Annotated in this window: 20 protein-coding genes; 13 read left to right on the plus strand and 7 right to left on the minus strand. The window is 40.3% G+C overall.

Annotated elements, in window-relative coordinates:
- Window positions 1-14 precede the first annotated feature (14 nt).
- Together treB and treR are read right to left on the minus strand one after the other, a co-directional pair.
- Window positions 15-1,436 carry a PTS trehalose transporter subunit IIBC gene (gene treB / locus G3341_RS04585; RefSeq protein ID WP_163860782.1) on the minus strand — a complete coding sequence of 474 codons (1,422 nt, stop codon included), beginning with the start codon at window positions 1,434-1,436 and terminating at the stop codon, window positions 15-17.
- Window positions 1,437-1,558: 122 nt separating this feature from the next.
- On the minus strand, window positions 1,559-2,524 hold the full coding sequence (treR, locus tag G3341_RS04590; protein ID WP_154622372.1) for a trehalose operon repressor TreR: 966 nt from the start codon (window positions 2,522-2,524) through the stop codon (window positions 1,559-1,561).
- A 300-nt stretch (window positions 2,525-2,824) separates the two neighbouring features.
- On the opposite strand from treR, the gene cysG reads away from it, so the two are divergent.
- From cysG to rpoS, 12 genes are all read left to right on the plus strand, one after another.
- Window positions 2,825-4,237, plus strand: a complete 1,413-nt coding sequence (gene cysG, locus G3341_RS04595; protein ID WP_154622371.1) for a siroheme synthase CysG — start codon at window positions 2,825-2,827, stop codon at window positions 4,235-4,237.
- A 12-nt stretch (window positions 4,238-4,249) separates the two neighbouring features.
- Window positions 4,250-5,158, plus strand: coding sequence for a sulfate adenylyltransferase subunit CysD (gene cysD / locus G3341_RS04600; protein ID WP_154622370.1), 909 nt, complete (start codon window positions 4,250-4,252; stop codon window positions 5,156-5,158).
- Window positions 5,159-5,171: 13 nt separating this feature from the next.
- Window positions 5,172-6,614 carry a sulfate adenylyltransferase subunit CysN gene (gene cysN, locus G3341_RS04605; protein WP_163860783.1) on the plus strand — a complete coding sequence of 481 codons (1,443 nt, stop codon included), beginning with the start codon at window positions 5,172-5,174 and terminating at the stop codon, window positions 6,612-6,614.
- Window positions 6,615-6,619: 5 nt separating this feature from the next.
- Window positions 6,620-7,225 (plus strand): adenylyl-sulfate kinase, encoded by a 606-nt coding sequence (gene cysC, locus G3341_RS04610; protein ID WP_163860784.1) that lies wholly within the window; start codon window positions 6,620-6,622, stop codon window positions 7,223-7,225.
- A 400-nt stretch (window positions 7,226-7,625) separates the two neighbouring features.
- The gene (ftsB, locus tag G3341_RS04615) at window positions 7,626-7,928 is read left to right on the plus strand and encodes a cell division protein FtsB (protein WP_154622367.1); all 303 of its coding nucleotides are present in this window, start codon (window positions 7,626-7,628) and stop codon (window positions 7,926-7,928) included.
- Window positions 7,929-7,993: 65 nt separating this feature from the next.
- Window positions 7,994-8,716 carry a 2-C-methyl-D-erythritol 4-phosphate cytidylyltransferase gene (gene ispD, locus G3341_RS04620; RefSeq protein WP_154622366.1) on the plus strand — a complete coding sequence of 241 codons (723 nt, stop codon included), beginning with the start codon at window positions 7,994-7,996 and terminating at the stop codon, window positions 8,714-8,716.
- Window positions 8,717-8,728: 12 nt separating this feature from the next.
- Window positions 8,729-9,241 carry a 2-C-methyl-D-erythritol 2,4-cyclodiphosphate synthase gene (gene ispF / locus G3341_RS04625; protein WP_154622365.1) on the plus strand — a complete coding sequence of 171 codons (513 nt, stop codon included), beginning with the start codon at window positions 8,729-8,731 and terminating at the stop codon, window positions 9,239-9,241.
- The gene (gene truD / locus G3341_RS04630) at window positions 9,207-10,256 is read left to right on the plus strand and encodes a tRNA pseudouridine(13) synthase TruD (RefSeq protein ID WP_163860785.1); all 1,050 of its coding nucleotides are present in this window, start codon (window positions 9,207-9,209) and stop codon (window positions 10,254-10,256) included. The genes ispF and truD overlap by 35 nt, the downstream gene beginning before the upstream one ends.
- Window positions 10,234-10,995 (plus strand): 5'/3'-nucleotidase SurE, encoded by a 762-nt coding sequence (gene surE, locus G3341_RS04635; protein WP_163860786.1) that lies wholly within the window; start codon window positions 10,234-10,236, stop codon window positions 10,993-10,995. Before truD ends, surE begins: the two co-directional genes overlap by 23 nt.
- Complete coding sequence (locus G3341_RS04640) at window positions 10,992-11,618, plus strand: protein-L-isoaspartate(D-aspartate) O-methyltransferase (protein WP_154622362.1); 627 nt, start codon at window positions 10,992-10,994, stop codon at window positions 11,616-11,618. Before surE ends, G3341_RS04640 begins: the two co-directional genes overlap by 4 nt.
- 354 nt (window positions 11,619-11,972) lie before the next feature.
- Window positions 11,973-13,043, plus strand: a complete 1,071-nt coding sequence (gene nlpD / locus G3341_RS04645; protein WP_163860787.1) for a murein hydrolase activator NlpD — start codon at window positions 11,973-11,975, stop codon at window positions 13,041-13,043.
- A gap of 54 nt (window positions 13,044-13,097) precedes the next feature.
- Window positions 13,098-14,084 carry an RNA polymerase sigma factor RpoS gene (gene rpoS, locus G3341_RS04650; protein ID WP_154622360.1) on the plus strand — a complete coding sequence of 329 codons (987 nt, stop codon included), beginning with the start codon at window positions 13,098-13,100 and terminating at the stop codon, window positions 14,082-14,084.
- 95 nt (window positions 14,085-14,179) lie between these two features.
- On the opposite strand, the gene miaE is transcribed toward rpoS, so the two are convergent.
- From miaE to G3341_RS04665, 3 genes are all read right to left on the minus strand, one after another.
- The gene (gene miaE, locus G3341_RS04655; protein ID WP_163860788.1) at window positions 14,180-14,941 is read right to left on the minus strand and encodes a tRNA isopentenyl-2-thiomethyl-A-37 hydroxylase MiaE; all 762 of its coding nucleotides are present in this window, start codon (window positions 14,939-14,941) and stop codon (window positions 14,180-14,182) included.
- 1 nt (window position 14,942) lies between these two features.
- Window positions 14,943-17,507 carry a DNA mismatch repair protein MutS gene (gene mutS / locus G3341_RS04660; protein ID WP_163860789.1) on the minus strand — a complete coding sequence of 855 codons (2,565 nt, stop codon included), beginning with the start codon at window positions 17,505-17,507 and terminating at the stop codon, window positions 14,943-14,945.
- A 389-nt stretch (window positions 17,508-17,896) separates the two neighbouring features.
- Window positions 17,897-19,552: an alpha-keto acid decarboxylase family protein gene (locus G3341_RS04665; protein ID WP_163860790.1), complete on the minus strand. Its 1,656-nt coding sequence runs from the start codon at window positions 19,550-19,552 to the stop codon at window positions 17,897-17,899.
- A 278-nt stretch (window positions 19,553-19,830) separates the two neighbouring features.
- Here G3341_RS04665 and G3341_RS04670 point away from each other — a divergent pair, with 278 nt between their 5' ends.
- Window positions 19,831-20,100, plus strand: coding sequence for a DUF1471 domain-containing protein (locus G3341_RS04670; protein ID WP_154635558.1), 270 nt, complete (start codon window positions 19,831-19,833; stop codon window positions 20,098-20,100).
- A 180-nt stretch (window positions 20,101-20,280) separates the two neighbouring features.
- Here the strand turns inward: G3341_RS04670 and G3341_RS04675 are convergent, their stop codons facing one another.
- Both G3341_RS04675 and G3341_RS04680 read right to left on the minus strand, forming a co-directional pair.
- Window positions 20,281-20,631, minus strand: a complete 351-nt coding sequence (locus tag G3341_RS04675) for a RidA family protein (RefSeq protein ID WP_154623291.1) — start codon at window positions 20,629-20,631, stop codon at window positions 20,281-20,283.
- Between the two features lie 7 nt (window positions 20,632-20,638).
- Window positions 20,639-21,880, minus strand: coding sequence for a D-amino acid dehydrogenase (locus tag G3341_RS04680; RefSeq protein ID WP_163860791.1), 1,242 nt, complete (start codon window positions 21,878-21,880; stop codon window positions 20,639-20,641).
- Window positions 21,881-21,883: the final 3 nt, after the last annotated feature.

Here is a 21,883-nt window from a genome sequence, read left to right on the forward strand (position 1 = left end):
AATTTAATGATACATTAATTAGCTTGTAGCGTGCCTTTTCTTTCTTTATAGCGATAGGCAATAATCGTTAACCCAATCGGAACGATAATAGAAACAATCATGGCAAATAGATAAACTAACCAATAAGTAGGCTGTATCGATAAAATGCCAGGTAAACCACCAACGCCAATACCATTTGATAACACATGATTTAAACCGCAAATCAACCCCGCAAGTGCGGATCCAATCATTGCGCATAGCATTGGAAATCCATATTTTAAGTTAACCCCATACATGGCGGGTTCAGTGACACCTAAATAAGCCGAGATAGCCGCAGGAATAGTAATTTCATGTTCATTGACTTTACGACTGACAATGATAATACCAACAACCGCAGATGCTTGAGCAATATTAGAGAGTGCAATAATTGGCCAAATAGGTGTACCGCCATAGCTCTGAGTCATTTGTAGATCAATGGCTAAGGTTGTGTGATGTAATCCGGTAATCACCATTGGCGAATAGAAGAAACCAAAGATAGCAGAGCCAATAGGGGCGAAGTCACCTAACATTAATAATTTGATTATTTCAGCGATACCATTACCGATCCCTCTGCCTATTGGGCCTAAAATAACATGGGCAACAAAAACAGAAACAATTAGGGTAACGATTGGAACAATAACCAATTTTAAATAATCGGGGATATAACGGCGTAAGCGGGTTTCAAACCAACCTAAAAATAATCCAGCCAAAATAGAAGGAATGACTTGAGCTTGATAGCCTACTTTCGCAATGGTAAATAATCCAAAGTTCCAAATATCAGGCACTTGGGAACCTAAATTATAGGCATTCATCAGCTGAGGTGACACTAATGTAATACCAAGTACTAAACCGAGAGCTGGGGTACCCCCCATTTTTTTAGTACTAGACCAACAAATACTCACGGGTAAAAAATGGAATATCGCTTCACAAGGTAACCATAGAAATTCATAGATAGGTTGTAGCCAAGGATAAAAATAGGTTAATGGTTTATTTTCTGATATCGGCATTTCACCGATGACATTGCGTAAACCTAAAAGTAAGCCCCCACAAATTAAAATTGGTAATAAAGGAACAAATATTTCGGCCAAATTAGCTATCAGCCTTTGCCAAAAGCTCATGTTTTTTTTGGCGTCAGATTTGACCTCATCTTTGCTTTTTGTTTTTAACTCTAAACAATTAGAAAGTGTTTTATAGTAGCTTTCAACTTCTATACCAATAATAACTTGAAATTGACCTGCATTATTAAAACAGCCTTTAACAAAAGGAATTTGTTTTATTTTATCTATATCAGCAAGATTGGAATCATTAAGGACAAAGCGTAACCTTGTTAAGCAGTGAGAAACACTAATGATATTATTTTTACCGCCAATCAGCACAATAAGCTCTTCAATGGCTTTTAAATCTTTGGCACTAGACATATTCATTTTCTCGTGATGGTTTCGTTTTTTTTAATATATATCGTTATTTGACTTATTCAAACGGGAACGTTCCCATAACTAGACGATGATCACATGTCATAATCATTAATTATTGAAAATTATTAATTTAAGCTGTCGCTAGAAATAATGATTTTTTGAGGGGGAATTGTTTCTTTTTGCATTTTGATCAATATATTAGCTGCTTCTTTCCCACTTTCTCTAAAACCTAAACGGTAAAACTTAGTTTGAGGAAATAAAAATGTCAGTAAGTCGTTGCGACCAATACAGGCAACATCAATATGCGTCATTTTTTGTTCAGACAAATATTTTTGAACGCCAAATGCTAAAGAATCTGTTGCGCATAAGATAGCTTGTGGGGATGTCGTGACTATTTCTTTAGCGAGCAGGTAACCACTTTGATAATTTAGCTCACCTAGACGTGCATGAGGGGTTAAATGATGCTGTTCGCAATATTGTAAGTAGGATTGATAACGAAGTAAGCCCGTTGTTTCATCATGAATATTGATCCCAACATAACTGATTTTGTCATGTTTTTTTTGTCCATGAAAATAATGCATTAAGTTTTTAACTGCATTGTCATCGTCGTGACAGATTGAAACAAACCCTTCTAAAGGTCGTGCAATGACCACCATTTTTTGCTTCCACTCGACCAATTTATTGGTATCTATACCTGAAAAAGCGAAGAGCACAATACCGTCAACTTTTTGACGAGCAAGCATTTTCAAATGTTCTTCTATTTTCTCTTGCTTAAACTGGGTTTCTAAAATAATCGGGTCGATATTATTTTCATAGAAAATAGGTAGCATGGAGCTGACAGCTTGGTTTTCTGCATAAGAATCTAGACGAGTCATGATGATGCCAAAAGAACGATTTGAGTATCCTCGCATCGCACGAGCCGATTTTGATGGCGTAAATTGATATTTTTTGATTATTTGATTAACTTTTTGTCGAGTTTCTTCATTAACCATTGGATCTTGATTAATGACACGTGAAACCGTTGATTTACCTACACCGCACAATTTTGCTATATCATTGATGGTTAATTTTTTTTTATCAGTATTTATCATGATGTTTCGTCTTAATTGGCTGAATACTTATAAAGGCTAAATAATTTATATTTTTGTTCTATTGATGATCTTAGTCTAACTCATTTTTTTCAAGATATTTGTATAAAAGAAGCGATCAACATCCGTTATCACCCTTCTCCGTATTCACTGACCTATTTGGTCTCTGCCATTGACTCAGTAATGACTTATTCCTTTGCGTTACATCTAATGAATTTTTGGCATTTCATAACCCAACTTGCACGCCATATAGTCAATTTAAATCGTTGTCATAAAAAAGTGATATAACACCGGAAGAGTAAGATGGAATATTTACCGTTATTTGTGGATCTGCGATCCCGTAAAGTTGTGCTAGTTGGCGGTGGTGATGTTGCGGCACGTAAAGCAGAGCTGTTACTGAAAGTCGATGCAGCGCTTATGGTCATATCTCCTACATTAAGTCCGGTTTTACAACGTCTTTATGAGCAAAAAAAATTTATCTGGGTTAAGGAAGAGTATCATTTTTCTCATATCGAAAAGGCTTATCTAGTGATCGCTGCAACAGACCAACCTGCATTGAATGAGAAAGTTTTTCATGATGCGGAGTCACAACAAATTTTAGTTAATGTTGTGGATGAGAAACCATTATGTTCTTTCATTGTTCCGTCAATTATTGACAGAGACCCTGTTGTTATCGCCATCTCATCTGGGGGAACAGCGCCGGTTCTTGCTCGCTTATTGCGTGAAAAACTTGAAGCCATGTTGCCGAATTCGTTAGGGCATATGGCAAAAATAGCAGGGCGGTGGCGAGAAAAAGTCAAATCATCGATAACGAGCATGCGCGAACGAAAACGCTTTTGGGAAAAAAGCTTTAATGGTCGTTTTGCCTCGTTAGTTGAAAAAGGTCAACTCCTTGAAGCCGAACAGCAATTAGAGAAGCAATTATCTGAAAGGGATAATAGCGGCGAACTTATCCTAGTAGGCGCAGGGCCTGGTGATGCGGGCTTGTTAACGTTAAAAGGCTTGCAAGTTGTGCAAAACGCGGACGTTGTTTTATATGACAACTTAGTCAGTGAGGAAGTACTTGATTTAGTGCGACGAGATGCAGACAAAATCTGTGTCGGAAAGCGGGCTCATCATCACTCGGTTTCACAAGAAGAAACGAATGCATTAATCGTCAAATTGGCTAAACAAGGAAAAAAAGTTGTTCGATTAAAGGGGGGGGATCCGTTTATTTTCGGGCGAGGTGGTGAAGAGCTTCAGGTTGCGGCAGAAGCTCAAATTCCTTTCCAAGTGGTTCCTGGTATTACAGCCGCGATTGGTGCAACCGCCTATGCGGGGATCCCGCTTACACATAGAGAACATGCTCAAAGCGTCACGTTTATTACGGGTCATTGCAAAAATAATGGTAACGACCTTGACTGGCCAGCGCTGGCTAGCGGACATCAAACATTAGCTATCTATATGGGAACGGTAAAAGCTGAATATATCAGTAAACAACTGATTGAGTTTGGACGTTCCCCAAACACACCTGTTGCGGTCATTGGTTGCGGAACACGCAATAATCAGCAGGTGCTTAGCGGGCAGTTACATGAATTAGAGACACTTGCTCAGCAAGCACCTTCCCCTGCTTTATTGGTGATTGGCGAGGTTGTTGCATTGCATCAACAATTAGCTTGGTTTGGTCATCATGGCGTGGAAAACAGATGGCGTTCCGCCGTGCTGGAATTGGCTTAAAAGGAGGCCATCATGAATGAAAAACGATTGACTCATTTGCAGCAACTGGAAGCCGAAAGCATTCATATTTTACGTGAAGTCGCGGCTGAGTTTGCAAACCCGGTAATGCTTTATTCAATAGGCAAAGATTCATCCGTCATGCTTCATCTAGCGCGAAAAGCGTTTTATCCGAGTAAATTGCCATTTCCGCTGTTACATGTTGATACTGGGTGGAAGTTCCGTGAAATGTATGAGTTTCGCGATAAAACAGCGAAAAATTATGGGTTTGAGCTTTTAGTTTATCGTAATCCAGAAGGGGCTAAACTGGGGATCAATCCATTCATACATGGTAGTGCAAAGCATACTGATATCATGAAAACAGAAGGATTGAAGCAAGCGCTCGATAAATATGGTTTTGATGCGGCATTTGGCGGTGCAAGACGTGATGAAGAAAAGTCACGAGCAAAAGAAAGAATCTATTCTTTTAGAGACCGCTCTCATCGCTGGGATCCCAAAAACCAACGCCCTGAGTTATGGCATAACTACAATGGACAAATAAATAAAGGTGAAAGTATACGTGTCTTTCCTTTATCAAACTGGACTGAACTGGATATTTGGCAATATATCTATTTGGAAAATATCGACATCGTTCCCCTTTATTTTGCGAAAGAACGCCCTGTGTTGGAGCGTGATGGCACATTATTAATGGTCGATGATGACCGTATTGACTTACAAGCGGGCGAAGTTATTGCTAAACGTAAAGTCCGTTTTCGCACTTTAGGATGTTGGCCATTAACTGGAGCCGTTGAATCACAGGCAGAAACATTACCTGAGATTATCGAGGAAATGCTGATATCGACAACCAGTGAGCGTCAAGGCCGATTAATTGATAGCGATCAGTCAGCATCAATGGAGCAAAAAAAGCGCCAAGGGTATTTTTAAGGGGGGAAACGTTATGGCAGATGTCGCATACAATGAAACAATTGCGGAGCAAATCAAGCAACAAGGTGGTGTGGAAGCTTATTTGTTAGCGCAACAGGAGAAAGGGCTATTACGTTTCCTGACTTGCGGGAATGTGGATGATGGTAAAAGTACGCTCATTGGTCGCTTACTTCATGACACACGGCAAATTTATGAAGATCAACTTTCTGTTCTGCAAAATGACAGTAAACGTATAGGAACACAGGGGGAAAAGTTAGATCTTGCGTTGCTGGTGGATGGTCTTGCAGCTGAACGTGAGCAAGGCATCACTATTGATGTCGCATATCGCTATTTCTCCACGCAAAAGCGTAAATTTATTATTGCAGATACGCCTGGGCATGAGCAATATACCCGAAATATGGCAACGGGCGCATCGACATGCTCACTTTCTATTTTGTTGATCGATGCTCGAAAAGGTGTTCAAGAGCAAACGCGGCGTCATAGCTTTATCAGCACATTGCTGGGTATCCGCCATTTAGTGGTTGCCGTCAATAAAATGGATTTGATGGACTATAGCGAAAGCGTATTCGAAAAAATTAAACAAGATTATCAGTCTTTTGCGACTGAGTTGCCTATCGACCTTAATGTATGGTTTGTGCCTATTTCGGCACTTGATGGCGATAATATTGTTAATAAAAGTCACAATCTACCTTGGTATCAAGGTGAGACGTTACTGCAAATTTTAGAGAATGTTCAAGTTCAGCAAAAAGCCTCAGAGCAAGCATTACGTTTTCCCGTTCAATATGTGAATAGGCCTAACCTTGATTTTAGAGGTTATAGCGGCACCTTATCTTCAGGAATAATTCATATTGGGCAGTCTGTTAAAGTGCTTCCTTCTGGGCAGTTATCGCGAATCAAAGATATTGTCACTTTCGAGGGTTCACAACATTTTGCAATACCCGGTGAAGCCATCACGTTGGTCTTGGAAGATGATATTGATATTAGTCGCGGAGATTTAATTGTTGCCGAGGATGATACGCTAACAAGCACGCGTCAAGCGCTTATCGATGTTGTTTGGATGTCAGAACAACCATTGGTGCAGGGACAGCAGTTAGATATCAAAATTGCAGGCAAAAGAAGTCGAGCGAAGGTAGAAAATATTCAATATCAAGTTGATGTGAATAATTTGACGCAAAAGGTCGCGACTGAGTTACCGCTAAATAGTATTGGCCTTGTTGAATTCTCGTTTGATGAACCCCTGTTATTGGATAATTATCAACATAATGCGGATACCGGCGGCATGATCTTAATTGATAGGTTAACGAATGTTACAGCAGGCGCGGGGCTCGTTCGTGAAATTAAAGCAGATTTCATTGGGCAAGATGATCACTTTAGTGAATTTGAAATCGAGCTGAACAAGTTAATTAGGCGCCACTTCCCTCACTGGGGAGCTCGTGATTTGCTGGGTGGAAAATAACTATCATGGATTTGATTAATGAACATATTGTGTGGCATCCACATGCCATTACGCGTCAATTTAGAGAGCGAGCGAATGGTCATAAGGGGGCAGTGCTATGGTTTACGGGGCTGTCTGGCTCAGGTAAGTCAACATTGGCTGGTGCAATTGAACAAACATTAGCCGAGATGGAGATTAAGACTTACTTGCTTGATGGTGATAATGTACGCCATGGATTATGCCGAGACCTTGGTTTTAGCGAGGAAGATCGGCAAGAGAACATTCGACGCATTGGCGAAGTGGCTAAGCTGATGGTTGATGCTGGACTGATAGTTGCGACAGCGTTTATATCTCCTTATCGAGAGGACAGACAACGGGTTCGTGAATTGTTTGAAGCAAATCAATTTTTTGAATTGCACGTAGCAACACCAGTAGACATCTGTGAACAACGCGATCCAAAAGGGCTGTATAAGCAAGCGAGAGAGGGGAAGATAACGCATTTTACAGGGATTGACTCTCCGTATCAGGAGCCATTACAGCCGGAGTTACGCATTGATGGACGGCAGCCCATCGCTGATTCAATAACGCAAATTCTCCACTTGCTGAAAACTCAACAAGTTATTAAAACCTAATCTGTTATTCTCAAAAAGATGTTGCTGAATGGCCTTGAGTAGCATCTTTTCATCAACGACGCCGTTAAATCACATTTAATGGTATCTTCTTTTTACTTTCACGCTGATAAAATAACCTTTTTCTATTAAGATGTTGCACGAAAGTACAATCAATATTGTCTTGGCGCTCGTATTTTTGTTGGCAAATTTCACTTGGATTGGTAATAGTGATTTTTATGATTCAAGGTACCCTATAATTTGCTAGTGAGAAACGGAACAAAAACAGCGTGATCAACACTAAGTTGAGTGAATTTTAATCATATAATATGTGATTTACTCTGACTTTTATGACATTACTTTCTTCTTAGTAGCGTCATGAGCTGAGTTATGGGATGATTAGCAAATCATTTCAGGGGGCAGAATGGGCAAATTAACGCTTCTATTAATCGCAGTATTAGCTTGGACGCAATATTCTCTATGGTTAGGAAAAAATGGTATCCATGATTATGTGCGAGTAAAAGACGATGTTGCAGCGCAAGAAATTATCAATTCTCGCTTAAAAGTGCGTAATGAGCAGTTATTTGCTGAAATTAATGACCTAAACGATGGTCAAGATGCGATTGAAGAACGAGCTCGCACAGAACTCGGAATGATCAAACCTGGCGAATCATTTTATAGAATGGTCAAAGAAAGTAATAATCAGAAAGCATCTAATAATCAATAAATAACGTATTTGCTCATGAATTATTATCGCGATTGGCCATTAATTTCGATGTAAGATCCAACATAATGAATAACTCAATCATTGGGGAAAACCCGCAAATTGTTGCAATAATTCCCGCGGCAGGTATTGGCAGCCGTATGAATGCTGATTGCCCAAAACAGTATTTACAAGTCGCAGGGAAAACAATCATTGAACACACGATTAGTGCATTGTTACTCAACCCTAGCGTCACCCATATCGTTGTCGCACTCAGCCCGGATGATGATTATTTTGCTAAGCTTGATATTGCACAAGATCCGCGAGTGACCACAGTAAACGGTGGAAAAGAGCGCGCGGACTCAGTGATGGCGGGGTTAAACCTTTTAGCCAAAAACGAAAGCATGCAAAATAAGTGGGTGTTGGTGCATGACGCAGCACGTCCTTGTTTGCATCAAGATGATTTAAATAAAATTATTCAGCTATCAACAAAAGAGTGTTGTGGCGGAATTCTTGCTGCGCCTGTTAGAGACACAATGAAGCGGAGTTTTAAAACGTCTGCTCTTATTGATCATACAGTTGAACGTGAAGCATTATGGCATGCATTAACCCCACAGTTTTTTCCATTATTGTTATTGCGGGATTGTTTAAGTAAAGCTTTGAAAGAAAATGCGGTTATCACAGATGAAGCCTCTGCCCTTGAATATTGTGGTTATCAACCTGTATTGGTTTCAGGGCGTTCAGATAACTTAAAAGTGACCAGACCAGAAGATCTTGCTCTGGCAGAATTTTATCTTTCTAAAATGAAATAAAAGGAATAAATCATGAGAGTTGGGCACGGGTTCGATGTACATAAGTTCGGTGGTGATGGTCCCATCATTATTGGTGGGGTTCGTATTCCATATGAACAAGGTTTATTAGCTCACTCTGACGGTGATGTTGTATTACATGCAGTAACGGATGCAATTTTAGGGGCTGCTGCACTCGGGGATATTGGTAAATTATTCCCAGATACCGATCCGGCCTATAAAGGTGCTGATAGCCGTGTGCTACTAAAAGAAGCTTATCGTCATGTACGTGCAAAAGGTTACAGTATCGGTAATATTGATGTCACTATCATGGCACAAGCTCCTAAAATGCTGCCACATATTCCACAAATGCGTGTCAATATTGCAGAAGACCTAGAATGCCATATGGATGACATTAATGTTAAAGCGACGACAACTGAACAATTAGGTTTTGTTGGTCGTAAAGAAGGTATTGCATGTGCTGCGGTAGTATTACTTGTTAAAGATAATGGTAGTGAAAATCATGAATGTACAGTACCTGCATGGTAAGCCGCTATCATTCGGTAAACTAAAAAGTCAGCCTGAAGACTTCATCGTTAAGGAAAACTTAGGTTTTGAGCTTGATGGAGAAGGCGAGCATGTTATGGTTCGTGTTGAAAAGATTGGCTATAACACGCTATTTGTTGCCGAGCAGCTCGCTAAGTTCGCAAAAATTTCAGCAAGAGCAGTAAGCTATGCTGGCTTAAAAGATCGCAATGCGATGACGGAACAATGGTTCTGTTTGCAGATGCCAGGTAAAGAAACACCTGATTTTTCTTTGTGGCAACTTGATGGCTGTCGAGTGATTGCGACAACGAGACAAAAAAGAAAATTGCGCATTGGCACCTTGAAAGGAAACCAATTTGAATTGACCATTCGGGAGATTTCTGATCCTGACGATGTCGAATTGCGTTTACAGAAAATAGCAGAGCAAGGCGTTCCTAACTATTTTGGTGAACAACGCTTTGGTCGAGATGGACAGAATTTAACTCAAGCGTTACGCTGGGCAAATCAAGAAATTACTGTTCGTGAGCGCAACAAACGAAGCTTTTATCTGTCAGCTGCACGCAGTGCGATGTTTAACCACGTGACGAGTGAGCGTATTGCGAACCAGACCGTCAATCAAGTGTTATTAGGTGATGCTCTTCAATTGACAGGGCGTGGCAGTTGGTTTGTGGCAACGACAGAAGAATTTTCTTCATTACAACCCCGAGTTGATACATTTGAACTTAGCATCACGGCACCTTTGCCCGGTGATGGTGAATTAGGTACGCAAGAAGATGCGCTAGCCTTTGAGACGGGTTGCTTAGAGAATTATCGCGCCTTGATAACATTGATGAAAACGGAACGGGTATCCTCAACACGTAGGGCGATGATGATGAAACCTCAAAACCTTCAATGGCAATGGGTTGATCAAACGACATTAAAAATGTGTTTTTTCCTTAATTCGGGAAGTTTTGCAACGAGCGTGGTGCGAGAACTTATTAATCAGGATAGTGCCGATGCTGAAAATTTTATTGAGTAACGACGATGGTGTGACAGCCCCTGGTATCCAAACACTGGCAGCTGCTTTACGCCAATATTATCAGGTGCAAGTGATCGCACCTGATCGTAATCGTAGTGGTGCATCAAACGCATTAACTTTAGATAAACCTTTAAGGATCCAAACACTGGCTAATGGTGACCTTTCAGTACAAGAAGGTACGCCGACAGATTGTGTTTATATTGGTGTTAACAAAGTGGTGAGACCAAGGCCTGATATTGTTGTATCTGGCATTAACTGTGGTCCTAACCTTGGGGATGATGTCATTTACTCAGGTACCGTTGCGGCAGCGACGGAAGGTCGACACTTAGGTTTACCTTCCATAGCAGTTTCTCTTGATGGTGACACGCATTTTGAAACCGCCGCAAAAGTGACTTGTGACATATTGGCATTGTTACAAAAAAATCCATTGCGAGCAGGCAATATATTGAATATCAATGTACCTGATATTCCTTACAATGAAGTGAAAGGGATTAAAGTCACTCGTTGTGGCAGTCGTCATGCCGCCTCTGAGGTTTACAATCTCGAAGATCCTAAAGGTAATATGCTGTATTGGCTTGGGCCAGTGGGGGAAATCCGCGATGCAGGGCCTGGTACCGATTTTGAGGCGGTATCGCAAGGTTATGTCTCCATTACGCCTTTACAAGTGGATTTAACAGCTTATAAAGCACATTCATTGATTGAAGAGTGGCTAGAGAAATCAGGAGTGAAAGTAGAATGAAAACAGGGCTCATGAAAGAACTATTGGCACAGTTACGCCAACAGGGAATTCACGATGAGCGCCTATTAGACGCTTTATCACGAGTTCCGCGTGAACGTTTTGTGGATGAAGCGCTTTCACATAAGGCCTATGATAACATCCCATTACCTATAGGTTATGGGCAAACTATTTCTCAGCCTTATATTGTTGCTAAAATGACCGCATTGCTTGCGGTTACACCGCAAGATCATGTTTTAGAAATAGGCACAGGTTCTGGCTATCAAACGGCTGTTTTAGCGCATTTAGCGGACCATGTTTTTTCAGTCGAAAGGGTGAAGAGTTTACAATGGACGGCGAAACGCCGTTTTAAACAACTTGATCTGCATAATATCTCTACTCGTCACGGTGATGGTTGGGAAGGATGGCAATCAAAAGGGCCTTTTGATGCGATTATCGTCACCGCAGCACCCAGTGAAATTCCTCCTCGGCTATTACAGCAATTAAAAGAAGGTGGGCGTTTAGTTTTACCTGTTGGGGATAAAGACCAAGCCCTCAAGTTGATTATTCGTCGAGGAAATGATTATCACGCAAATGTCATAGAGAAAGTGCGCTTTGTTCCTTTAGTTTCAGGTGACTTAGCTTAGCGATTTAGTGGCGATGATCTTCGACAAAATATGACCTTGACTGCTCTAAAACTGAGTAAGTCGCATTTTCTATTAAGTCATAATCTCAAATTGTTATATTTTTGATATATTTGGCTTGTTCAATAATTTATATTTCTGTTTTAATAAGCCAAATACTTTTCGTTTAAGAGTTTTAATGTTCTAAATAATTCAAGCTGTAGCTAGGTGATGCAGGGCCTATAAAAGAGGTGACCTATGCGCATAAACCTAGTTAACAATGCTGCAACTTGAAGTATGATGAGAATAATAGGCTCGAATGTTTTACTGACGCAAATTTAGTTGTGATGTCAGATTTTTCTTCACGGGAGAAGATGCATGAAAATTGTTAGCCCAATAAACAGAATTCGATGGGCGGTGATCTTTTCATTTGGCGGGGCATTACTGGCTGGATGTTCAACTCCGTACCATACAGCTGCGCCGATTACTAGCGTAAATGAAGGTCAAGGAAATCAATCAAGTCAACAAACAGTTCAAAGAACACCATCAAGCAATAGTGGTGGGACGAGTATTGCGATGCCTTCTTCACGGCCTAATTTGTCTGCAAATTCTTCATCATCTGTTCGCACGTCGGCCCCAGTGAATATGGATGGACAAGGCCGTATTATCTATAACCGTGACTATGGCAGTATTTCAAAAGGCAGTTATAGCGGTAGTACTTACACGGTACAGCGTGGCGATACGTTATTCTACATAGCGTATATAACGGGCAATGATTTCCGTGAGTTAGCATCGAAAAACAATATTCCAGAGCCTTATAGCCTAAATGTTGGGCAGGTGATCAATATTGGTAATGGAAATGTGAACTCAAACGGACAATTAGCATCAAATTCATCAAATAGTAACCAGCAACCGGTTGATCTTCGAACAACTAATGCGTATCCTGCAAATGGAAGCGGTCAAAATACGGGTAAAATGTTGCCTAATAATAAGAAGCCTGCAACGCAAGTTTCTACAGCAACAACCTCGACTGCTTCTACAACTTCTACGACGACAGCAAGCAGTACAAATAGCTCATCGATAAAATGGCGCTGGCCAGCAGAAGGGAAAATGATAGAAGGTTTCTCTGATGCGCAAGGTGGAAATAAAGGCATTGATATTGCCGGTTCACGAGGCCAACCTGTACTCGCTGCTGCTCCCGGTAAAGTGGTATACGCAGGAAATGCACTACGTGGATATGGAAATCTTATAATAATAAAACATAACGATGACTACCTAAGTGCTTACGCGCATAACGATACGTTACTTGTGCGTGATCAGCAGGATGTCGCTGCTGGGCAAAAAATTGCAACTATGGGTAGCACCGGTACAAGCTCGGTTAGGCTACATTTTGAAATTCGTTACAAGGGAAAATCAGTAAACCCGCTGCGCTACTTACCGCAGCGATAAACTGGGCAGAATGCAATGACATTCTGTCCTCATTATCAAGGGTAGGAGTCACTGATGAGCCAAAGTTCGCTGAAAGCTAACGAGTTATACAATGACCTCGACGACAGCATGATGGATGATGCTTTTGATGAGAGTCAATTCAAAGAAGAGGATCTGGTTGCAGAACTAGACGATGAAATGGACTTATTCCAGAGCACGAATTTACGTGTTCTGGATGCAACCCAAATTTATCTCAGTGAAATTGGATTCTCTCCGCTCCTGACAGCTGAAGAAGAAGTTTTCTATGCTAGGAGAGCCTTGCGTGGTGACATTGCTTCACGTCAACGCATGATAGAAAGTAATCTTCGCTTAGTTGTTAAGATCTCTCGACGTTATAATAATCGGGGCCTAGCATTACTTGATCTCATTGAGGAAGGTAATCTAGGGTTAATTCGCGCAGTTGAAAAATTTGATCCTGAAAAAGGTTTCCGTTTTTCAACATATGCGACGTGGTGGATACGCCAGACGATTGAACGTGCCATCATGAATCAAACCAGAACCATCCGCCTCCCTATTCATATCGTCAAAGAGCTCAATATTTACCTTCGAACCGCCCGAGAATTAGCGCAAAAACTTGATCATGAGCCTAGCGCTGAAGAAATCGCCGAACAGTTAGATAAGCCAGTAGAAGATGTTAGCCGTATGCTACGTTTAAATGAACGTATTACCTCGGTTGATACGCCTATTGCCGGTGATTCTGAAAAATCTTTACTTGAGGTTCTATCTGATGAGAATGAATCAGGCCCAGAACATACAATTCAAGATAACAACTTAAAAGAAAACATTGTGAAGTGGTTATTTGAATTGAATCCTAAACAGCGTGAAGTATTAGCACGACGTTTTGGTTTATTGGGTTATGAGGCAGAAACGCTCGAAGAGGTTGGTCGAGAAATTGGATTAACACGGGAAAGAGTACGTCAGATTCAAGTGGAAGGGTTAAGAAGGTTAAAAGATATTTTACAAGGTGAGGATCTTTCTTTGGAAGCCTTATTTAATATGTAAAAATCGTTAACAGTAGATTATCAAAGCCCTCAGCGACAAACTGAGGGCTTTCTTTTTATGGATAATATGTCAAAAGAGGTTTGTCGCCTTAGGCTTTATATTGGCGCACCACTATGAAATTTGAAATCATTATCGGGAGACAGAATAAGCTGTGCTTCGATAATACCGAACATTTTAACGCGGTCACTGATATCTGTTTTACTGATAGATTGTGCTAGTTGCAGATAATCTTGATAGTGTCTCGCTTCCGAACGCAATAATGAGACGTAGAAATTAGCTAAATCATCATCTAAAAAAGGGGCTAGCTTAGCAAAGCGTTCACATGATCGGGCTTCAATATAAGCACCAATGATCAGTTTATCGACCAATGTTTGCGGCTCATGCCCACTCATATGGCTAAACAGACCTTTAGCATAACGGCTTGCTGTTATGCCATCATAAGGAATATTTCGTTGGTGCATAATTTCTAACACTTGATAAAAATGATGAAGTTCCTCTTTAATCAAGAGTACCATTTTATCAATTAAATCTTGGCTATAAGGAGACTGTTTTCTTGCTAGGATCTGTTTTGATATTTGGTTTTTATGCTTTAAAGTATCAACATTTCCTATACGATCGTAGGCAAAGTCTTCATAAGGTTTAAACCAAGCAAGCAGTGTCGCGGCACTCTCTTTATCAACGGCATATTTACGGATCAAAAACATTGCGCTTTGCGCCGCTTTTAATTCACATAAAAGGTGGTCTTTTAAGAGTATAGGTAAACTTTCAGGCTCACTTGCTTTTTTAACCCAACTATCAGGCGTTTCACAATGTAAAAACGCGCTGATAGGCGCCAGTAGCTCAGCGTGATCTTGCATACTACTTATCCATTTCCTTTAAACGATATAACCAATCTAATGCTTGTTTCGGTGTTAATCTATCAGGGTCGATAGTCTCTAATGCACTGAGAACTGGTGACGGTTCTTCAGGCGCTAAAAAGCTTAATTGTGCGCTATCAACATGGCTAGCATTGGTATTATTGGAAATGAACTCTAGCTCTTTAAGTTTTTGTTTCGCGCGTTTAATGACCTCTTTAGGCACGCCCGCAAGAGAAGCAACAGCGAGACCATAACTTTTGCTTGCCGCACCTTCTTGAACATTATGCATAAAGGCAATGGTGTCACCATGTTCCATCGCATCTAGATGGATATTAACAGCACCTTCTAATTTCTCAGGTAGTGTTGTTAATTCAAAATAATGGGTTGCAAATAAGGTCATCGATTTTATACGATTGACTAAATTTTCTGCACAAGCCCAAGCTAGAGATAGACCATCGTAAGTTGATGTTCCACGGCCAATCTCATCCATAAGGACCAAACTGTGTTCAGTCGCATTATGTAAAATATTAGCGGTTTCGGTCATTTCAACCATAAAAGTAGAACGCCCAGAGGCTAAATCATCTGAAGCACCAACGCGCGTAAAAATACGGTCTACAGGGCCAATAACGGCTTTAGTCGCGGGAACAAAGCTACCAATATAAGCAAGCAAAGTAATCAACGCAGTTTGGCGCATATAGGTACTTTTACCCCCCATATTGGGCCCTGTGATGATGAGGAGCCGGCGTTGCGGAGACAGCGAAAGCGGATTAGAGATAAATGGCTCGCTGAGTACTTGCTCTACGACAGGGTGACGACCTTCAGTAATATGAATGCCCGGTTTATCTGTCAGTTGTGGGCAAGTGTAGCCAAGCGTTTCAGCTCGTTCTGCTAAGTTGTTCAATACATCTAGTTCAGCTAGTGCTTCCGCACTGATTTGCAAATTGGCTAAATGGGGCAAAAGCATATCGAATAGCTCATCGTAAAGCGCTTTTTCAATCGCTAATGCTTTGCTTTTCGATGTTAGTACTTTGTCTTCGTACTCTTTTAATTCGGGAATAATATACCGTTCAGCGTTTTTCAGCGTTTGGCGGCGTACATAATGAATAGGGACTAAATGGCTCTGACCTCGACTAACTTGAATAAAATATCCATGCACCGCATTGTAGCCAACTTTTAGCGTATCAATGCCGAGCTTTTCTTTCTCTCGAATTTCCAGTCTATCAAGGTAATCTGTTGCTCCATCAGCAAGCGCTCTCCACTCATCCAGCTCACTGTTATAGCCGGGGGCAATAACACCGCCGTCACGTACGAGCACTGGGGGGGCATCAATAATAGCGCGTTGTAACAGATCTTGTAATTCATCAAACTGATTAATACGTTTTTGTAAGCTTTGTAAATATTCGCTGTTGGATTGGCTGAGAATTTGATGAATTTCGTGGTATTGCTCAAAAGCGTGGCGCATACGCGCTAAATCACGGGGACGAGCTGAACGTAATGCTAATCGTGCGAGTACACGCTCTAAATCACCAATTTGGCGAAGTAGGGGCTGTAATAACTCAAAGCCACACTGTTGTAGCGCCGTGATAGCCTGTTGACGATTATTAAGGGTTTGAATATGACGTAACGGTGTATGTAGCCAGCGTTTTAGCATACGACTCCCCATTGGGGTTACACATAGGTCTAAAATGGCTGCTAATGTATTTTCTGTTCCACCCGATAAATTTTGGGTGATTTCGAGATTACGGCGCGTTGCCGCGTCAAGAATAACACTATCGGATTGCCTTTCCATGATAATGCTACGGATATGGGGCAGTGCAGTGCGTTGTGTATCTTTAACATATTGAAGAAGACAGCCTGCTGCTCGTAGCGCTCTGGAAGCATTTTCAACACCAAAACCAATAAGGTCTTTTGTGCCGAATTGTAGACCTAACTGCTGCTTCGCTGTCTCTAATTCAAATTCCCATAAAGGACGACGACGTAGCCCTTTACAGTTCTCAATCAGAGTCATACTGGAAAAGTCTTCAGGATAGAGTAACTCAGCAGGACGAGTGCGTTGTAATTCAGCTTGTAAGGCTTCTTCATCATCGATCTCACTGATCATAAACCGGCCTGAAGTAATATCTAAGGTGGCAAAGCCATAACCCTGTGGCTCTTGCCAAATTGCAGCCAGTAAATTGTCCTGACGCTCATTCAGTAATGCTTCATCAGTAATTGTTCCTGGGGTCACAATACGTACAACTTTTCGTTCAACAGGCCCTTTACTGGTTGCTGGGTCGCCTATTTGCTCACAGATTGCAACAGATTCACCCATTTGCACTAATTTTGCCAAATAGTTTTCCGCGGCGTGGTGCGGAACTCCCGCCATAGGTATAGGCTGACCCGCAGTTTGCCCACGCTTAGTCAGTGAAATATCTAATAATTGAGACGCCTTTTTGGCATCATCAAAGAAAAGCTCGTAAAAATCTCCCATACGATAGAACAGCAGTATATCGGGATGTTGTGCTTTTAGTTTTAAATACTGCTGCATCATTGGTGTATGGGATTCGAAATTTTGGTTGTCAGTCATAGCATTGTCTGTTGTTACTTAATGAGTTTATGGAGTTTTACGAGTATTATTACCTGATTGCATTTTACTTATCACTGTTACAGTATCACAGAGTTAGCCCAATTAGTGATTCAGCGTTGGCCTATTGTATAACGTCTTGTTAGAAATTCATCCGCAAACATGGATATGAGTAAAAATTTAGGAAAAGATTCGCAGAAATTAGGTTAATAGAAAAAGAGTCTGTGCCAATTTGGCATGACTCTACCTCAAATTGTACGTTGTCTCTCTCGTGAATGTTCGGAGAAAATGGCTGTTTTTAACCAGTAATAACCTTAAATTTTATGTTTAAGTGTGTTTAAAAATTAGCCACTTTACCCGTGAGCTTATCTTCCGTGACCAGTGGTTGAAATTTATTCATCTGAATATAACGAGTCTAATGAAGAGCGCAATTTATGCGCAAGCTCTGGGGCGACATATTTCCCCGTAATGATTTCAATATATGAGGCACTATCATGTGATTCAGCTTGAGTAATAGCTAAGTCAAGTTCATCACAGCAAGTGACTTTTTGACAATACCAACCATGGCAGCCGAGTGCCGCAGGTAATTGAGCATAATTCCACTGAGCAATATCATTGAAATAAGCATCGGGATTTTTACATATGAGTCGCTCGAAGAGGTATCCATCGTTATTAATGATGAAGATGATGGGTTTTAATCCAAAACGGGCAAACTGACAGATTTCTTGTGCGGTTAATTGGTGTGCACCTTCTCCTGTGATTAATACGACCCGACGATGCGGTGCAGCTAAAGCAGCTCCAAATGCAGCGGCAGTAGACCATCCGATAGACCCCCATAATGCTTGGTTATAGAATTGAGCGTTTTTCGGAAGTTGTGCAGAGAGTAATCCCATTAATGACGTCCCTGTATCAGTAATAATAATATCGTTCTCTTGAAACATTTTTTCCAATCGAGAGTAGAGGTATTCAGCTGATATTAATTCATTATCGGTGACGGGGGTCTCACCTAAAGGTTGAACACTAGGGGGCATTTGATGGAAAACAGGGATTTGTTCTTGCAAAGCGTTAAGCACATCTTTCATATAAACGTGAGGGTAGTGATTAGGACCAATATTGACATGATCTGGCATAATGCTGATATGGTTTTCGACGGGAATATCCGCGGTAAAACAGCCTGTATTCATATCCGTCATCATGACGCCAATACTCATAATGCAATCACTACTTTCAACATATTCATAAACATGTTGATTCATTAATTTACCATAGTAGGCTCCCATATAATTGGGGGTTGTTTCACTTAATACTCCTTTATCCATAATCATAGAAGCATAAGGCAGATTGGATTTATTGATTAGGGATAACACGGCATTTTCGAGCCCTAAACGCGCAATTAAAATCCCTGGGAGTACACTTATTTTTTTACTGTTTGTCAGCTTATTTAAGATAGCGGTAATTACGACAGCCAAATTTTCCTGATGACTTTTGGGGGGACTTATCGCTGGTGGGTATGGCATATCTGTATGGATTGCCATTTGTGCATAATCGGCTGGAATGCCAATATAAACAGGCCTACGCTCAGATAAAGCGCATGTAATTAATCTTTTTACTTCCTCGACACAATTTTCAGGGGTAAGAATTGCCTGTGCACAGCTCAATGGCTGATACATTTTATAGAATAGAGTATGGTCACTATGGCCGAGTGAATGATGAATTAATTTTTGGCTTTGTAACATTCGACTTGAAGGCATGCCCACGAGATGAAAAATAGGCAAATATTCGGCATAAGAACCTGCAATGGCATTAATCGCACTTAATTCACCAACACCAAATGTTGTTGAGAGTGCAGCGATACCTTTTACTCGGGCATAACCATCTGCGGCATAGGCAGCATTTAATTCATTACAACAACCAACCCAGCGTAGTTCGTTATGCTCACAGACAGCATCATTAATTGGAAATGAATAATCTCCAGCAATACCAAAAATGTCACTAATACCTAAATCATAGAGCTGCGACAATAAATACTGTATAACTGTTTTTTTCACTTTTCTCTCCATTAATTATTTAATAATGGTTAATAAGCAGTCTTTTGTGGACGGTTTCAATATGAGTTATTCGATGTGATCCGCGTTGTATAAATGAAATAATATAATAAAGCGTAAAATATAAATTAGGAGGTAATCTTTTGTTTGTTAAGTACTAATAATATTTCTATTCTTGAAAGGAGCGTACAGATATGATGGTGTGTGTCATTGACAAAAAACACGTAACTTATTAGTGTCCTAGAAAATATAAATCAATTAATTTTTAGGATGGCTTGACGATGAATAGATTGAAGGTTTTATTTTTATCTTTAGCCTTATTAAGTCCAATCGCTTTTGGTGCAACGGAGATTAATTATACTAAATCTCTTTATTTAAAATTTGCTGGCACAGTAAATGTTGTCATGAACGATGGTGTATCGGCAGATTATGTAAAAGCTATTTCTCAAAAGGCAGATGAGAAAGGGGCCGAGTATTTTGTTATCACTTCCATTGAATCTGAAGGAAGCGGTAATGATGTCTCTGTTACAGCAAGCCTATACAAAAAATAGTAATGATAAGTAGTCGCATCTAATAATATATATTTTTACTATATAGTATGGTGTTGTTCTATATAGAATAGAAACTCTTTTGTATATCGTATTTTTCAGAGAATAAAAAACGCCTTTAGAATAAAAAGGCGTTTTCATTAATAATGGTGAGTAAAATTGGACAGTTGCTGTTAATAAAAATTAATTTTGCGCAGCGATAACCATAATTTCCACAAGCACTTGTTCTCTCGCCATATTTGCTTCCACTGCCGCACGTGCAGGACTATACTCAGCTGGCATCCAAGATTCCCAAACCGTATTAAATGCAGCAAAGTCACGCTTCATATCCTTAATCCATACTTGAGCAGAAAGGATTCGAGTTTTATGACTATGACTCGCAGCTAGCAAAGCATCTATTTTTGCGAGAACTTCTTGGGTTTGAGAGGTAATATCACCAGATAAATCAGTTGGAACTTGCCCTGATAAATAAACTAAACCTGCATATTCAACGCTATCTGCTAAACGTGGTTTGGGATTATTACGCTTTATCATATTTGTATTACCTTGTTAATCCAGTTAAAGAGATTGGTGAAGTTTTTCCTGAAATTAATTGATTAAGGATCTCTGCACTTCCCGCTGCTAATGTAAAGCCTAGACTACCATGGCCAATATTTAGCCAAAGATTATCGTATTCAGTTTTACCTAACATAGGGGGGCCTTTGGGGGTCGATGGGCGCAATCCGCACCATGTTTCGGCATCATCGAGATGCGTCAATTCAGGAAAGGTTTTGCTTATAATATTTTTTAGCGCAAGAATACGGTTATCACGTAACCCTAATTTATCATAGCCAATATCTACCATTGCTGCGATACGAAGCTGTTGATTTAATTTTGCGTAAACAATTTTATTACCGTAATCAGTAACATTAATCTTTGGTACGATGTGTTCTTTTTCTGGGTAGGGAATTGAAAGACTATATCCCTTTAGACCAAGCATAGGTACATGAATACCTAGTGGACGTAATAGTTCTCTACTTCCATTACCTGCACAAACAATGACATCATCACCAAGAATAGTGCCTTGATTAGTTATAACACCTGTGATTCTTTGTTTATTTTTAATAAATGAAAGCACAGCATGTTGTAAACAGAGTTTAAAATCAGCTTGAGTTGATAAGAATTGCAGTAAATTTTTACAGAATAAGTAGCAATCTGCACTTTCATCATCAGGCGCATAAATTGCTCCCTTGAGTTGTGATTGAATATTCTTTAGTGAAGGCTCTAATTCAGTAATTTCAGCAGGAGTTAATACTTTTTGAAATTGGCTATCAATAGTTTCACAAGCTTTATTAAAGCTTTTTTGTTCGCGGTGAATAATTAACTTTCCTGATTTTTCCCAAGCAAAATCACCAATATCACCATTGGTTCGCCAACTATTCATTATTTCTTGGCTGAGTAATGATAAGCGAAGCTGGTGAGCACCATTAATTTTATTAGTCTTTCGGTTACAAGCGAGGGTAAATTGGGTTAGCCACGCCCATTGTTGAAGGGAAAATTGAATTTTTAAATTTAAAGGGGAGTCATCCTTTCCCATCCAACTTAAACCTTGTAATGGCACTCCTGCATCCGCTAAAGGTGCAACATAACGATAGCTAAGTTGCCCACCATTGGCAAAACTGGTTTGCATGCCGACATCAGATTCTGATTCTAATAACGTGACGGCATGACCCGCTTTTATTAAAGCATATGCGGTACTGAGACCAATAACACCTGCACCAATCACCACCACATGTTTTTTCATAAT

This window comes from Providencia vermicola (genome assembly GCF_010748935.1).
GTDB lineage: Bacteria > Pseudomonadota > Gammaproteobacteria > Enterobacterales > Enterobacteriaceae > Providencia > Providencia zhejiangensis.

Excerpts from the sequence above, each read along its gene's own strand:
- cysN (WP_163860783.1), top strand. The coding sequence starts at position 5,172 with ATGGCAGATGTCGCATACAATGAAACAATTGCGGAGCAAATCAAGCAA.
- ispF (WP_154622365.1), top strand. The coding sequence starts at position 8,729 with ATGAGAGTTGGGCACGGGTTCGATGTACATAAGTTCGGTGGTGATGGT.
- treR (WP_154622372.1), bottom strand. The coding sequence starts at position 2,524 with ATGATAAATACTGATAAAAAAAAATTAACCATCAATGATATAGCAAAA.
- mutS (WP_163860789.1), bottom strand. The coding sequence starts at position 17,507 with ATGACTGACAACCAAAATTTCGAATCCCATACACCAATGATGCAGCAG.
- rpoS (WP_154622360.1), top strand. The coding sequence starts at position 13,098 with ATGAGCCAAAGTTCGCTGAAAGCTAACGAGTTATACAATGACCTCGAC.
- treB (WP_163860782.1), bottom strand. The coding sequence starts at position 1,436 with ATGTCTAGTGCCAAAGATTTAAAAGCCATTGAAGAGCTTATTGTGCTG.
- miaE (WP_163860788.1), bottom strand. The coding sequence starts at position 14,941 with ATGCAAGATCACGCTGAGCTACTGGCGCCTATCAGCGCGTTTTTACAT.
- G3341_RS04640 (WP_154622362.1), top strand. The coding sequence starts at position 10,992 with ATGAAAACAGGGCTCATGAAAGAACTATTGGCACAGTTACGCCAACAG.
- ispD (WP_154622366.1), top strand. The coding sequence starts at position 7,994 with ATGAATAACTCAATCATTGGGGAAAACCCGCAAATTGTTGCAATAATT.
- ftsB (WP_154622367.1), top strand. The coding sequence starts at position 7,626 with ATGGGCAAATTAACGCTTCTATTAATCGCAGTATTAGCTTGGACGCAA.
- surE (WP_163860786.1), top strand. The coding sequence starts at position 10,234 with ATGCTGAAAATTTTATTGAGTAACGACGATGGTGTGACAGCCCCTGGT.
- nlpD (WP_163860787.1), top strand. The coding sequence starts at position 11,973 with ATGAAAATTGTTAGCCCAATAAACAGAATTCGATGGGCGGTGATCTTT.
- cysD (WP_154622370.1), top strand. The coding sequence starts at position 4,250 with ATGAATGAAAAACGATTGACTCATTTGCAGCAACTGGAAGCCGAAAGC.
- cysC (WP_163860784.1), top strand. The coding sequence starts at position 6,620 with ATGGATTTGATTAATGAACATATTGTGTGGCATCCACATGCCATTACG.
- G3341_RS04680 (WP_163860791.1), bottom strand. The coding sequence starts at position 21,880 with ATGAAAAAACATGTGGTGGTGATTGGTGCAGGTGTTATTGGTCTCAGT.
- cysG (WP_154622371.1), top strand. The coding sequence starts at position 2,825 with ATGGAATATTTACCGTTATTTGTGGATCTGCGATCCCGTAAAGTTGTG.
- G3341_RS04670 (WP_154635558.1), top strand. The coding sequence starts at position 19,831 with ATGAATAGATTGAAGGTTTTATTTTTATCTTTAGCCTTATTAAGTCCA.
- G3341_RS04675 (WP_154623291.1), bottom strand. The coding sequence starts at position 20,631 with ATGATAAAGCGTAATAATCCCAAACCACGTTTAGCAGATAGCGTTGAA.